This window comes from Nonomuraea sp. NPDC049378, assembly GCF_055586745.1.
The window spans coordinates 1-13,805 of the sequence record NZ_JBVJHP010000037.1; the positions used below are offsets into that span (position 1 = coordinate 1).

Below are 13,805 nucleotides of genomic sequence, written 5' to 3' on the forward strand. Positions count from 1 at the left end.
AGGCGCCGGCGCCCACCGCTGTGTGACACCCGCCATCGGTGACACACCTCACGTGAGCGCCCTGTCACAAAGTCCTGGACACGAACGCCGCATGGCCAGGACGCCGACTCATATGGGGCGGGCCGGCCAGGCGGACCCGAATAACGTCTTGGACCGCGTGAACCTCAGTGGTTCACTCAAACGACGTGCTTCAGACCCGTTCCACAGCTCGATACCGTGCCTGACAGGATGTCTCGTTGAGTAACACACCGGATCTCGGTCCCGTGCCGCAGCGCATCACCATCACCGCGGAGCAGGTGCGCCGTCTCGTCGAACTGCAGTTCCCTCAATGGTCTGATCTCCCGGTTCGGCCCGTCGCCAACGGCGGCTGGGACAACCGAACGTTCCACCTCGGCACCGGAATGTCGGTGCGCCTGCCCTGCGCGTCCGAGTACGCCTTGGCAGTCGACAAGGAACACCGGTGGCTCCCGACGTTCGCTTCCCGGCTCCCGCTACCGATTCCCGTGCCGCTGGCGAAGGGCGAGCCCGGCGCGGGCTACCCGTACCCGTGGTCGATCTACCGATGGCTCGGCGGCGAGCCGGCCGGCGCGGACCGGATCGCCGATCCCGTCCGATTCGCGGTTGACCTGGCCGGGTTCCTGGCGGCCTTGCGGAGCATCGACCCCGCTGACGGTCCCCGCCCGGGGAAGCACAACTGGTTTCGCGGCGGCACGCTGCGGACGTACGACGGGGTGGTCCAGAACGCGCTCACGGAACTGCACGGCCACGTCGATGTCGGCCTGGCGCGCGAGATCTGGAAGAGCGCCCTCGACGCGCGCTGGGACGGTGTGGAGAGCTGGTTCCACGGTGACGTCGCCGAGGGGAATCTCCTGCTCGACGACGGGCAGTTGGCGGCGGTCATCGACTTCGGCACCTGCGGCGTCGGCGATCCGGCCTGTGACCTGGCAATCGCATGGACCTTGCTGACCGCCGAGGGTCGGCAGGCGTTCCGGGAGCGGCTGTCAGTCGATGAGGCGGCATGGGCGCGCGGGCGTGGCTGGGCCCTGTGGAAGACGCTCGCCACCTACTCCTACACGGTGGGCGACGACGAGGAGGAGGCCGCGGGCGCGCGACGCGTACTCGGTGAGATCTTCTCCGAGTACGCGGCCGGCAGCCGATCCGCCGCCTCGAGGGGCACGGGCTAGCGCGGCGATGACCGAGCGACGTCAGGGCCTATTCCGGACGAAGTAGCGCCGGTGAACCGTGGTTTCGAACCAGTTGACGTCCAGCCTGTGCCCTGCCAACGTGAACGCGAGTTCCAGGAAGGCCCCCTGCCGTTCGTCATAAGGATGCGGCGGGAACAGTGGCAGGTCCCCGAGATGGTCGTCGAGACCGTGGGGATCCTCACCTCCGGCGAATCGAAGGCCGCCGCTGTCGACCACGGTCAGGACCCGACCGTCGACCGCCCGCCGGAGGCTGAGCCGCGTGTTCAGGTTGGCGAACAGGTTGAGGACCTCGACCCCGTCGGCTGAGATCTGCTCGATCTGCACCTTGCCATGCCAGCCCAGAGGCTCCATCACGACGACGCGGTCACCCGCGCGTCCACAGACGATCATGTGCGGCGCATTGTGGCCAGGGTATGACGGCAGCTCGCCTCTCGCCTCGGCAATGGTGCACTCACGGACGTCGTCCAAGGCCCGGCCGAACCGCCGCGCGACCTCGTCCGGATCGGCGAGTCCGACCCAGGTGAGACAGCAGTACTCGGCCAGACCCTCCCCTACGAAGAGCCGGTAGTTCTCGCCGAATCGCCCGCCGCCCGAAATTCCCGGCCGCATGTGCTCCCTTGAGATCGTCCTGTTCGCCCACGGCCAGGGCCGCAGGCGGACAGGACGTTATCAGCGTTCATTGCGCGGGCAGGCTACCCGACCTGATTCGGACCCGGAACGGGACGCTATGGGGCGTGGCCCCCCGTGCCTGTCATTGCCCGGCCGCCTGCTCCTGGTGTCGGTCGGCTCGGTGGATGGGCCGGCGCCTCAACAGCGGTCCGACCACCATGGGCTGTGCGAGGGCGAGCAGCACGCATGTGGCGGACAGTCCGCCCCACAGCCCTGCCGGTCCCGCGTGTTCGAGGAGTTGGGTGCTGCACAGGGGCGCGAGGATGGTGGCGACGCCCCATGAGGTGCCGAAGACCGAGAGATAGCGGGCCCGGGCGTGTTCGGGTGCGATGCTTGAGACCATCGCGTAGCTGCGTCCGAACATCAGCACGTCTCCCGCGCTCCACACCACCACGGCGGCCAGGTGCCCCGGCAGCCCGCTCGCGATGGTGAGGCCGGCCAGGCCTGCGGCGAGCAGCAGGTAGCCCGCGCACATGGCCGCGTGGTGGGACAGCGGCGCCGTCCACCTGAGCAACGGCTGGCAGAGCACCATGACGATGGCCGAGGCGGTGGACAGCAGTCCGGCGTCGGCGGCTAGGAGGCCGCGTTGTTCCAGCGCGAGTGGCAGGGCCATCACCACCTGCATGTACATGAGCGCGAAGAGGGTGCCGAACACCAGGAGCACGAGGAGCGAACGGTCGCGCCAGGGCGATCCGCCTGCCCGGGAGGCGGGGGCGTCGCCGGTCGGTTCCGGTGCGGGGCGGTCGGCGGGCAGGACGAAGCGTACGACGACCGCGCAGGCCACGCAGGTGGCGGCGTCCACGACGAACAGCCAGCGCAGGTCCCACCGTCCCACCCCGGCTGCGATCAGGCCGGCGCCCATGCCGCCGACCGCCATGGCCGCGTTGAGCAGGCTGAAGGCCTGCGCCTGCTGAGCCGGCGGGACGGCGTCCGCGATCATGGCTTGGGACGGCGGCTCGTAGATCTCGAAGACCAGGCCCAGCAGGACGGCGAATACGGCGATCATGGCCACGGATCCTGAGATCGCGATGCCCGCCTGGGCCAGCGCGCATCCGGCCAGCCCGGTCACGATGGTGCGGCGGCGTCCGAACCGGTCGGCCAGCACGCCGCCCAGCAGGCGGGACGGGATGGTGGCTACGCCGAAGGCGGCGACGATCAGCCCGGCCGTGACGGCGTTCGCGCCGAACTCGGTGGTGATGAGGACGGTGAGGAATCCGAGGGAGAAGGCTCCCAGCCGGTTGATGGTCCGCGCGAGGACGAGCCACCACACGGCGCGCGGCAGACGCCCCGCACGGCCTGTCATCGGCATGCCAACCTCTCGCGTGACTAACGAAACTGGTAACGTCGGTCACGCACTCTAGAGCGCTGGAGGTGACCGGTCAAGTGATGTTCGATAGTCACGTGGCGATCCTGCTCGACACTGCGGTATCGCTCGTGAACACCTTGACCGATGGCGAGGACGGCGGTAGGCCGTACGTGGCCCCGAAAGGTGAGGCGCTGCCATCCGCGATCGACGCGGCCCTGCCCGGGGACGTGACGGCCTCGATGGAAGAGGCCCTTTACCTGGCTGGGACAGCGCTGAAGGTCCGGCGGGTGTTCGAGACCATGCACACCGACCGGGACGACGAGGCGGCCGCGATCGTCAACGCGCTCGTCATCAGCACAGGCGCACGCCCGCAACTGGACCGGGCGCCGGGCGAGCCCTGGCAGGTCCACTTCCACGGCGCCGACGACACCCTCGCAGTGGGGTGGAGCGCGGGCATCGCGTCCGCCCTGACTCTGGCCATCGGCAGCGACCTCGGCGGCCGCCTCGGCATCTGCCAGGCGGCGCGGTGCGATCGCGTGTACGTGGACACCTCCCGCAACGCGGTCCGCCAGTTCTGCTCCCGGCCCTGCCAGAGCCGTACGAAGGCAGCGGCCTATCGCGCCCGCTCAGCCGCCCGCCGACCCGGTCGAGTCTCGGGCTAAGGTACGCACTCACCGGGCGGAGCGGTGGAGTGCGGGCGCCCGAATCTCCTACCGGCTCACTAGGCCAATGGCGGTGCTCGGACCGGAGATGCCGGCCACGACTACGATGCCGCAGCCGGGGCGCATATCCGGTGAGCGTAGTGTCGAACCGCGTATCGGGCCTGCCCACGAACCGGTCCGAAACGCAATGATCGCCCGAGCTGAGCTTGGACGATTTTATCCCCATCCCCAAACACCATATTCCCGTGGCTTGACGTACTAAACCTCGTGCCCGGCTGAGGGGTCAGCCGGGCACTGTGGAGGTCTCACCACTTCGCGGTCGCGGGTCGGAGCTCGGCTTCGATGTCCGCGCTCCGCAGCGTCGCCGAAAGCGCGGCACTGAACCTTGCCTGGTGCAGGGGGTCGATGGCTGAGAGAAGCAGGAATGTCGTCCGTTATCAGCTTGCTACGGTCGGGGCTTACGGGAGGGCCGCCTGTGGGCGCCAAAGGTGACAGGTTCGCGCCAGGCCTTGTGGCCGGAGCTTCCCTGACAGGTTTTGTCGTAGCAGCGCCAGTACCAGTCGCCGTTCGTTCCGCGCCGGAGGTCGATCGCACTGCCGCCACATCTGCCGCATGGTGGTGGGGAGGCGAAGTCGGCGGCGTGCTCGTGTTCGAGGAGCTTCCTGGCGAAGTGGGCGCCGTGCATGGTCAGCATGACCTCGCGGGTTCTACTCTGCGACAGGATGTTCTGGCTCCCGAGCATGACGGTCCGCTCGTCGATGATCGCAATCTTTTGGTGCATGTAGTTCACGGACACGACGGTGTTCGCCACTAGGCGTAGCCGCTCTATGAGGTCGAGGTGTTCGCTTTGGGTCCGGTCGGAGGGATCGCGGACGAAGACAACAATCTGGACGCCGCGTGCGGCCGCCTCTGTGAGGCTGGGGAGCAGTTTGAGCACACGCGGGGCCACCCAGGGTGTCCAGAGCCAGAGGGAGTGCTTGGCGTTGCGGATGGCGGCGTCGAACGCGGTGTAGAAGTCCCGCTCGTCGAGGACGTCGCTCACCTCGACATGACGGGCGAGTACCTCCTTAAGTTGGCTACCGAAGACGCCGAGGTAACGCTCGCTCACTACGGTGGTGGGCGGCGTGATCAGCGCGGTGGCTGCTACCCGGCGTACCTGCCGGTTCTGGAGGAGGGAGTGGACGTATGAGAGCGCGGTGCCGCGACTCACTGTGGAGATTCGGTCGCCGCTGGCGATGATGTACAGGCGGGTGCGTACGCGGGTGACCGCGACGTTGCACAACCGCAGTCCCATGCGCTGCCAGTGCGTGGCGTTCGGATCTCGGCTGGCCTGGCCCATCCAGAGCGGTTTACCGAACTGCCCTTCCACGGTGTCGAAGACCACGACCGGGAACTCCCGCCCCTGGAATCGGTGCGCGGTACCCACATCGGCCAGCGGTGACCCCTCGCCCTCGATGTCGCGCAGCGCCTCCAGTGTGGCCTCCGCTTGATCCCGGTACGGGGTGACGATTCCGGTGTCCTCGCCGTTCGCGGCGTGCAACTCGGCCAGCGCGCGTGACAACAGGACTCCGGCCGGCCACCAACCCCTGAACCGGCCGGTGAGATGCGGCTCGGCGAGCTCGTGCAGGCCGTCGGTGTCGATGAACACGATCTCCGAGTCCTCGAAGTCGCGGGGGCGAACCAGAGGGCCGGCGAGCAGGGAGCCGTCGTAGGCCAAAGCGTTGGCCAGGTTCATCACGACAGGGCCGAAGCGGTTCTGAGTCACCAGGCTGATGCAGCTCGGATGGCCGTGGGCGGTGGCCGGGTCGTCGATGCCGCAGTGCTTGAAGACGTCCGGGAGCAGCCATCGCCGCACGTCGGCGCGCCTGCTCTGATGCAGCGGCGGTGGGATGACCGGCCCCAGTTGCATGAAGTCGCCGAACAGCACGGCCGCCGTCTGCGCGCGGGCGACGGCGAGTAGCACCTCGGGCAATGTGGCGGCACCGACCTCGTCGATCAGGATCACGTCGTAGGAGCCCGCGAAAACCCGTTTGTTGGTACGGAAGCGAGCGAGCGTTGTCGCGACCAGCCGGGCTCCGTCGATGATCTCGCCCTGCGCGTCCCGTTCGAGCCGCTCGTACTCCTCCTGAACCTCCCGGTAGCGCTTCTCCAGCGTCTTGGCGTCGGCGGCGTCCCTGCTGGCGTGCGGGCGTAGCTGTACGGCTTCGGCCTGCAACTGGGGACGTTTGTGGCGCTTCGCCTCGGCGACCCGATCCTGCGCCTGCCGCACCCGTTCTGCAAGCTCTTCGGCACGGCGCAGGGCCTCGGTCTCCCCTCGGTGCTCATCCGCCAGACGACGCATTTCTCGGGACGCCGCGTCCAGGCGGCTCGCCACCGCCTGGATGTCGGCACGGCTGTGCGAGGCGCCATCCACCAGTTCCCTGGCCTGCCGGGCCAAGTCGGTGCGGCGCCGGTCGGCAACCTTCCGGGCGGCCGCGGCGCGCTCGGTCAGGCCGAGTTCCTGTTTCACGGCGGTGTCGCGGGCCTGCCGTGCGGCTTCGAGCGAGCGCTTGGCTCGCAGCCTGGCGAATGTGCCTCGCCCCTCGAGTTCGTCCAGTTGACGTTGTGCAGAGGCTGTTTCTTGCTGCGCCTTCAAGGCATCTGCTTCGGCCTCAGTCGCGGCCTGGTCGACGCGGGTGGCTTCGGCGCCCAGTTCGTCCACTTGGGCCCACAGATGGCGGTCATGCTCCATGGCGGTGCGAGCCGTGCCCGCCTCCTTCAGCTCTCGCTCGGCTGCAGCGAGGGTGGTGGCGAGTGAGTCGATCCGCGTCCGATGGAGGGTAACGGCCGCATCACACCTCTGCGGCTGGTGCTGTGGAGCGCGTAGGAAGATCTCGTCCCGGCGGTACCCGGCGACGTCGAACCCAGCCAGTGCCTCGTTCAGCTCACCGAGCCGCCGCAACCGCGCCCTCACGGTCACTAACCGCTCCGACAGGTCGCGCCGCTGGGCGTCGGTGGCCGTGAGCCGGGCGCGTACCAGCAGAGGCAGAGAGACGTCGGCGTTCTCGGTGACCTCGCGCAACTGTGGCGGACCCACCCGGACGATCGCTCCTGGCGGATGACGGTGGTCCTTGAGGACGCCCAGCAGTGCGTTGTCCACCGCGATGTTGGTGGCCGAGACGAGCAGGATGCGCTTGCCCGCAGCGATCAGGTCACCGATCGCCCTCGCCAGCACCAGGGTCTTGCCTGTGCCCGGTGGGCCCCAGACCAGCCAGACTCCGGTGCCGAGGCACGCTTGGTAGGCCGCCTTCTGCTGCGGGAACAGCCCTTCCGGCGGTCGGGCTCGAGACAACTGTCCACCGGGCTTCTTGTGGGCCAGCAGATCGCCGAGCGGCGCGCTGCCGAGCGAGGCGAGGCCGTCCTTGAGCGCCTCCACCAGGAATGTGGGGGGTTGTTGCAGGGTCCACAGATGGGGGTCGGCAGGGTCGGCGAACTCGGCCACCCGCACGGTTAGCGTGGATTCGCTCTGTGAGACGTCCATCACCGCGAAGCCCTCATCGATGCTGCCTTGCTGCCCGCCTGCCAGCCTCAGCCCGTCAAGTCGATCAGGGCTCAACTCCGCGCCCCGGACGTCCACGACATACAACCCGTCGCCAGTACGGATCGCACGGCCGAGCCGCCGCCAGCGCGGCTTGCCGCCTGCCCCTCCCTCCACGGCGATCCACTCGTCCAGTGCAGTGACGATCTCCTCGCGCCAGCCCACGCCCCACTCCGCCCGCCGCTGACCCTCCGTGACGCCCTCACGATAAACAACTTCACGTACTATTTCCGGATGTTCGCGGCCCATGGTCCGATCCGGCGACCCACGTACGCCGTGTTGCTCTAGTTGCGAGGAACGACAGGAGCCAGTTATGCGAGGGATATAGGCGCCCCAACCGGTTAGTGTGAACGGCGACATGAAAGAGCCAGGGGTGCCGGAGACGGCGAAGATCGCCTGTTGGCTGGCGACGAAGCGTTCGGCGTAACCAGCGGAGGTGAGATCGCCCCGGGTGATGACGAAGCAGCGGGGCTGCTGTCCGATGACGGCGCCGATCGCGGCTTGCCGGTAGTGGATGCGTTGTCCTTCATGAGAATGGCCCAGCGAGCTTGGCGCTGTCTTCTAGCCAGGGTGTCTTCGGCGGTCTCGTCTTGGGGGACGCCGTAGTGTTCGGCCAGGGTGATCAGGCCCTACCCGGCTTCGCGTAGCGGTTTGGTACTGCGAACCGGCCGGGGCTGCGATCGATGAAGAACCTACGCGGCTGTTCGGGTGGCGACACGCAGGACATCCTCGATCTCGTCGCGGGTGAGCCCGTACTCCTCGGCTACGACATCGACGGGCTCTCCGGCCTGGAACAGGTCGATCGCGTCTTCGATCTTGGCGCCCCCGCGGGCGAATCGGGGCCGGCCGAAGGCGTGGCGGGCGTCTATCGTGACCTCGGCGACGCGGTATTGCGGAAGGGTGATCACTTCGGCGTATCCGTCGTGTGCGAAGTGCACGCGGCGCAGGTAGTTCTGCACGATCTCGGTGAGGACTCGTTGGTTGTTGCGGACGACGACCAGTTCGCGGGCCGAGTCGTCGCCGACGTGCTCGGCGTAGTCGTAGAGGACTTCGGCGCCGTCGGTGAAGAGCCGGCGGCTGGCCAGGGCGTGTTCCAGGCCGAGTTCTCGCTGCAATGCGTCGATCGCCGGCCGGATGCGCTGCAGTGGTACGCCGGCCTGCCGGAACGCGGCCAGGGCATAGCCCTCGGCCAAGCCGATGAACGGCACGGACGCTTCGTTCGGCCGCTCTGCCCGGGTGGCGGTGATGACCGGCTTAGCGCGGATCGCGCGGCCGTCGTGCTGACGGCGTTGGTAGCCGAACGCCCAGTTGGTGAAGGTGGAGGCGGGGATCGCGAGGTAGCCGGCAGCTTCGGCGATGCCGTACAGCGGCGTGGTGAACCGATCGATGGCCATGCTCACCTCCTGGATCACGTTGTTGAGCCTCTCCATGATGCCTCATGGTGTGGCGTCACAGGCGGCGCACTCCTGCGTCAACTAGGTATGTCCTCTTTGTTTGACAGCTGGGTCCAGCACAAGGTCATCAGTCCGCGATCTTCTCGTCGTCATTCGAAGGACGGGCCGTTGCGGTTCGCCCTCTACGCGCGGACCTCCACCGAGGATTTCCAGGATCCTGTCTCCTCGTGTGGGTGGCAGCGTGAGGTGGCGCAGATCCTGGTCACGGGCCGGGGCGTGATCGTGGCTGAGTTCGTGGATGTCGGATATTCGCGGCGGTTACCGTGGAGCGAGCGGCCGCAGTCCGCCGAACTGCTGATGGCTCTGACCGATCCGGACCGTGGCTGGGACGCGATCGTGGTCGGCGAGTACGAAAGAGCGTTCTGCGGGGATCAGCTCACGCAGCTTCTGCCGCTCCTTCAGTCCTATGGCGTCCAGCTGTGGATGCCGGAGGCAAGTGGTCCGGTGGATCCAGCAAGCCCGATGCATCAGGCGTTGATGCTGTTGCTGGGCGGGCAATCACAGCGGGAGGTGCTGCGTGCCCGCTACCGCGTGCTGGCCGCGATGCGGAACCAGGCTGCCGATCAGGGACGGTTTCTCGGTGGGCGGCCGCCGTACGGCTACCGCTTGGTCGACGCGGGGCCGCATCCGAACCGGACGCACGCCCGTTGGGGGCGCCGTCTGCACCAGCTTGACGCCGACCCGGCCACGGCACCGCACGTACGGTGGATGTTCGCGCAGCGGCTGGCGGGCGTCAGCGTGGCGGGGATCGCCCGGATGCTGAACGAACGCGGCGTACCGTGCCCCTCGGACGTGGATCGCGAGCGCAACCCGCACAGGTCTGGACATGCTTGGACGCTACGGACCGTCGCTGCGATCCTCAGCAATCCGCGCTATACCGGTCGCCAGGTCTGGAACCGCCAGAACAGCGGCGCCACCGATGCAACGGCGCGCGGCTGGAACGCTCCTCAGGAGTGGGCGATCTCGACGGAGCTGAGCCATCCAGCACTGGTCAGCGACGACGACTTCGTCGCCGCGCAGGCGATCCGGGCCGCTCGACCCACCCAGGACGGCAGTCCGCGCGTCTATCTGCTCGCGGGCCTGCTGAAGTGCGGCTTCTGCGGGCGCCGTCTGGATTCGCACTGGGCGAACGGACGTCCAGGCTATCGATGCCGCCACGGCTACACCAGCGCCAGACCTCGCGAGGCGTCCAGCCCGAAGTTCCTGTATATACGTGAGGACCGACTGCTGGCAGAGTTGTCAGCGCACGTCGGCGGCAAAGCACAGAAGGAGCCGGCAGAGATCGTCTCTGCGTTACGAGCCAATGGCCTGGTCATCATCTGCCACGCGGCGACCCGTGTCGTGACTGGGCTCCACGCAGAAGAGCTCGCCCTTCGGGACGAGCTCTTCATGGGGTAATCCTGTGTCCGAGACTGAGCACCACCGGCCGCACATGGCCCGCCGCGGTTCCCGTCTCCGTGCACCACATCCATGTGGCCTGACGGTGTTGGTGCCGGTTCACGCGGCCAGTCGAGATCGCGTCGCTCAGGGATCCGGAGGAACATGCTGAGCGTCTCGCACAACTCACACAGGCGACCGGTGAGCAGATCGATCGATGAGCGATGGGGCCGAACGCTCAGGCTGTACGCGGCATTCGGAGAACGACGATCGCAGGAGTCCTCCTCCTCGCAACCACCGCGATGGTCGTGTCTTTCCGCCACATGAACGAACTATGGCTCCGCCACGGCAAAGATTACCTGGCCGCCGTGCTGATCCCGCTCACGGTCGCCGGCACGATCGCGTCTTTAGGCGGCCTCCTCTTCTCGGAAGGTCTCGACTGGGATGCCGACGACCTCCACGGTGACGCCGTACTGTCGCATGAGCGTGTCCGCGAGTTTCACGAGCGCCACCTGCGCGAAGGGGTAGAGTGAATCCGGGGTTAGGTCCTAGCCTCCTACTAGGAGGCCTGCCAAAATTGGAAGCAATATTGCTCCAATTCTGCCCGAACCCCGTCAGTCTCGGCCTCGTCTGGATCCCGGAGTTCGTGCAAGATCGCACGCAATTTCCAGGAGGCGCTGCGCCGTCCTAAATTAAAGCTCGCGTGTGCGCTTCGCGAGACAAGTTCGGTCAGGCGTATCCGCCCCGAAGTAGTCGAGAACTCTGCTTCTCGCGTCTGCCCGGTCGTTGGCGTCTCGGGCTGGCCATCCCACAACTCGAAGAACACGCGCACTCGGTGATCTGAGTATCCGGTGCTCACCAGGGCCCCGTTTGTTGTGACTTGCAGCCATTCCTCCTCGTCGAAGCCGAGCTCCCACGGTGAGGGATCATCTTCAGCGCCCGCCGAGCCGTCCTCGTCCACCAAGATGAACTGTCCGTATTCGACGTCGACGGTGTCCTCCATGACAGCGACTTTTTTTGCCATAGGTATACTCCTAGCTGTTGGAACGATGCGCGAAAGGGAACGCCCCGGCGAAGATTCCTGCCGGAGCGCTCCCTATCACGCCGGACTATGTCCAGCGCACGGGTGTGTGCATGTTGCGGATGAACTCGTCCCCATCGAAAATACGATTGTTTTCGTACCAGGCTCCCAGTGAGCTGCCGATCTTTTGTTTCTGTCTAGCATTGATCAACCGTACCGAGAAGTTATATGCCGGGTTTGCGTGCAACGATCCCTGGTAGGTACTTGCGAAGGGGAACTCGTCGCAGTTTACTGCCTTGTTGCCGTGTATTTTGATACTGAGGTGTCTCAGCGAAATGTTTTAAGACGATTGGGGATTTCTAGGACGTAGGCGGTGACGTATCGGGCCTATTGGGGAGTCATCGAAGGCCGGAGACGGGCGTGGAGCCTCCGGTAGATGAGTTATCACCACAAGAAACTCGCCGCCGAAAGGCTCCACGTGATTGCTCATCGTGCCACGCTCGACGTCTCTCGCGCACTCGTTCACCACGTCGCCCGACTTCTGCGGGATGAACGCCGACTGCCCGGCACGCCCAAAGACAGCCGTGCCCTGACCCCGTTCCGGCAGGCAGTCATGGTGCTGTGCTGGTTTCGCGGCGAGCGCGACATCCCCAAACTCGGCCGCGATCACCACGTCTCCCGAGCCACCGCCCACCGCTATATCCACGAAGGCATCGGAGTTCTCGCAGCTCAAGCACCAGATCTACACGAGGCCCTCGACCGCCCCCACGCCGGAGAACTGGCCTACGTGATCCTCGACGGCACCCTGATCCCCATCGACCGCTGCGCCGAGCAGACCACCAGCGTCAAGGGCGAACCCATCGACGCCTGGTACTCCGGCAAGGCCCACCACCACGCCGGCAACCTCCAAGCCCTCTCCGCACCTAACGGGCTACCGTTGTGGATCGGCGAGGTCGTACCCGGCTCCGTCCACGACCTGTCGGCCGCTCGCACCCACGTGCTGGGCGCGCTGTACGCCGCAGCCGCAGCCGGTTTGCCCACCCTCGCCGACAACGGCTACGACGGCGCCGGAATCGGCATCCACACGCCGATCAGACAACCCGAGGGGAACCAGATCCTCAGCCCGGACAACCGCGCCTACAACCGGCTCCTACGCGCTCTACGCTGCCTCGGCGAACGCGGATTCGCCCTGCTCAAAGGCCGCTGGCGGGTCCTCCAGCACATCACCGTCAGCCCCAGCCGAATCGGCGACATCGCCCGCGCGGCACTTGTCCTCACTCATTTCGAGCACGACTACCTGCCGGCAATTCGCTGAGATCACGTCGGTAGGCACCGACGTTCTCGTAGCGGCTGCCCTCCACGAAGCGATCACGAATTTCTTCAGGCACATCCTGGTCGAGTTCGCGAGGTTCCTCTATCAGCCCGAGCAGGGCCGATCCCGTATGCTGCTCCATGCACCCGTGTGGCTGTGATCTTTATTTCTTTGGCGAGAACATGATCCACCACCACGGGTGCTTCTCCGCCTATCCGGCTCTGCCCACTTCCTCGGGTGACTGACTGTCACCGCGCGAGATCGCCCACAGTGATCAACTAACCAACCTGGGCCCGGCGAACTGCGAAGAGCCAGTATTCCTCCCGCTCACGGGTCAGCCTCCTCCGCCCCTGCGGTGCTCGGTTCTTGCGGATCTCGAAGTCGCCCATCGCGAACTCACAAGTCGGGGTGTTGCGACGATCGCTAGAAGGGAGGAGGTCGGCGGGGGCCGGCCGCCGCCCCGTTGATCGGGTGACCATTCATCGCATGATGACCGCGCTCTTGACGACTTTGTCGTGGAGGCATTGGCAATTCGGCTTGTCCCACAAACACCACATAGCGTCCAACACCCCGAGGATGGGGGTTAGTGCCATCGCCGCGTGCGTCGTATGGCGGGCCAATGCCCGCCGGTAGCCAAGATTGCCATCATGATATTTGTCCGGGATGCCGATGCGAACCACCCTGATGCGACAGATGAACTTGCCGACTGTGCCGCCCCACGCAGCCGTCATAAGCGGAGAGTAGGTCAGGATAAAAACCACTACGAAGATGAACAGCAAAGTTTCTCGATCCACGCCGACGACGTCATCGAGAAGGAGTGTCAAAGCCACCACTAAGGCAGCGAAAAAGACGAAGTCGATCCAGTAGGCAAGGAGACGCAGTCCTTGCGATGCGAGAGCCGGAGGCAGTTCGCTCGGCTGGTCCTGGAATGGCGTGCTGGGGGTGTTCACGACATCTCCCTGTGTCTGAGGGCGGTGAGGGGTGGGGCCTCCACAGCGAACCTTATCGGGTGTCAAAGCCGCGGCGAAACGCTGGCGGCATGCCGGTCACCAGTTTGAGTGTCGGCCAGATGCCGCGCGACCGGAAGACGTGGAACACACTCGATTCCCCGTTCTCTCGGCGAGGGCATCGGGGTAACAGCAACGTGGACTTTCGCCTGATCGCATGGAGATGAGATCCCTCAGTCGCTCCCGTCATCGGACAGGAGGCGATCGGTGATGGC

General features: G+C 66.2%; 12 protein-coding genes. 5 read left to right on the forward strand and 7 right to left on the reverse strand.

What is annotated here, in order from left to right:
• The first annotated feature begins 236 nt into the window (after positions 1 to 236).
• Positions 237 to 1,184 carry an aminoglycoside phosphotransferase family protein gene (locus ACZ6SA_RS46330; protein ID WP_465835630.1) on the forward strand — a complete coding sequence of 316 codons (948 nt, stop codon included), beginning with the start codon at positions 237 to 239 and terminating at the stop codon, positions 1,182 to 1,184.
• Positions 1,185 to 1,205: 21 nt separating this feature from the next.
• Here the strand turns inward: ACZ6SA_RS46330 and ACZ6SA_RS46335 are convergent, their stop codons facing one another.
• Together ACZ6SA_RS46335 and ACZ6SA_RS46340 are read right to left on the reverse strand one after the other, a co-directional pair.
• Positions 1,206 to 1,814 carry a hypothetical protein gene (locus tag ACZ6SA_RS46335; protein ID WP_465835632.1) on the reverse strand — a complete coding sequence of 203 codons (609 nt, stop codon included), beginning with the start codon at positions 1,812 to 1,814 and terminating at the stop codon, positions 1,206 to 1,208.
• A 142-nt stretch (positions 1,815 to 1,956) separates the two neighbouring features.
• The gene (locus ACZ6SA_RS46340; RefSeq protein ID WP_465835634.1) at positions 1,957 to 3,177 is read right to left on the reverse strand and encodes an MFS transporter; all 1,221 of its coding nucleotides are present in this window, start codon (positions 3,175 to 3,177) and stop codon (positions 1,957 to 1,959) included.
• 98 nt (positions 3,178 to 3,275) lie between these two features.
• Between ACZ6SA_RS46340 and ACZ6SA_RS46345 the strand changes: the two genes are divergently transcribed.
• Entirely contained in the window at positions 3,276 to 3,842 is a 567-nt protein-coding gene (locus tag ACZ6SA_RS46345) for a CGNR zinc finger domain-containing protein (protein WP_465835636.1), read from the forward strand.
• 445 nt (positions 3,843 to 4,287) lie between these two features.
• Here the strand turns inward: ACZ6SA_RS46345 and ACZ6SA_RS46350 are convergent, their stop codons facing one another.
• Together ACZ6SA_RS46350 and ACZ6SA_RS46355 are read right to left on the reverse strand one after the other, a co-directional pair.
• Positions 4,288 to 7,584, reverse strand: coding sequence for an AAA domain-containing protein (locus ACZ6SA_RS46350; RefSeq protein WP_465835638.1), 3,297 nt, complete (start codon positions 7,582 to 7,584; stop codon positions 4,288 to 4,290).
• A gap of 527 nt (positions 7,585 to 8,111) precedes the next feature.
• Positions 8,112 to 8,849, reverse strand: a complete 738-nt coding sequence (locus ACZ6SA_RS46355; RefSeq protein WP_465835640.1) for a DUF433 domain-containing protein — start codon at positions 8,847 to 8,849, stop codon at positions 8,112 to 8,114.
• Positions 8,850 to 8,981: 132 nt separating this feature from the next.
• On the opposite strand from ACZ6SA_RS46355, the gene ACZ6SA_RS46360 reads away from it, so the two are divergent.
• Together ACZ6SA_RS46360 and ACZ6SA_RS46365 are read left to right on the forward strand one after the other, a co-directional pair.
• Positions 8,982 to 10,271, forward strand: coding sequence for a recombinase family protein (locus ACZ6SA_RS46360; RefSeq protein ID WP_465835642.1), 1,290 nt, complete (start codon positions 8,982 to 8,984; stop codon positions 10,269 to 10,271).
• Positions 10,272 to 10,474: 203 nt separating this feature from the next.
• Positions 10,475 to 10,783, forward strand: a complete 309-nt coding sequence (locus ACZ6SA_RS46365) for a DUF2637 domain-containing protein (RefSeq protein WP_465835644.1) — start codon at positions 10,475 to 10,477, stop codon at positions 10,781 to 10,783.
• A gap of 26 nt (positions 10,784 to 10,809) precedes the next feature.
• Here ACZ6SA_RS46365 and ACZ6SA_RS46370 read toward each other — a convergent pair whose 3' ends face one another.
• Positions 10,810 to 11,253, reverse strand: a complete 444-nt coding sequence (locus ACZ6SA_RS46370) for a hypothetical protein (RefSeq protein WP_465835646.1) — start codon at positions 11,251 to 11,253, stop codon at positions 10,810 to 10,812.
• 106 nt (positions 11,254 to 11,359) lie between these two features.
• Positions 11,360 to 11,608: a NucA/NucB deoxyribonuclease domain-containing protein gene (locus tag ACZ6SA_RS46375; protein WP_465835749.1), complete on the reverse strand. Its 249-nt coding sequence runs from the start codon at positions 11,606 to 11,608 to the stop codon at positions 11,360 to 11,362.
• 141 nt (positions 11,609 to 11,749) lie between these two features.
• Between ACZ6SA_RS46375 and ACZ6SA_RS46380 the strand changes: the two genes are divergently transcribed.
• The gene (locus ACZ6SA_RS46380) at positions 11,750 to 12,586 is read left to right on the forward strand and encodes a transposase family protein (protein ID WP_465835751.1); all 837 of its coding nucleotides are present in this window, start codon (positions 11,750 to 11,752) and stop codon (positions 12,584 to 12,586) included.
• 476 nt (positions 12,587 to 13,062) lie between these two features.
• Here the strand turns inward: ACZ6SA_RS46380 and ACZ6SA_RS46385 are convergent, their stop codons facing one another.
• The gene (locus ACZ6SA_RS46385; protein ID WP_465835648.1) at positions 13,063 to 13,533 is read right to left on the reverse strand and encodes an RDD family protein; all 471 of its coding nucleotides are present in this window, start codon (positions 13,531 to 13,533) and stop codon (positions 13,063 to 13,065) included.
• Positions 13,534 to 13,805 lie beyond the last annotated feature (272 nt).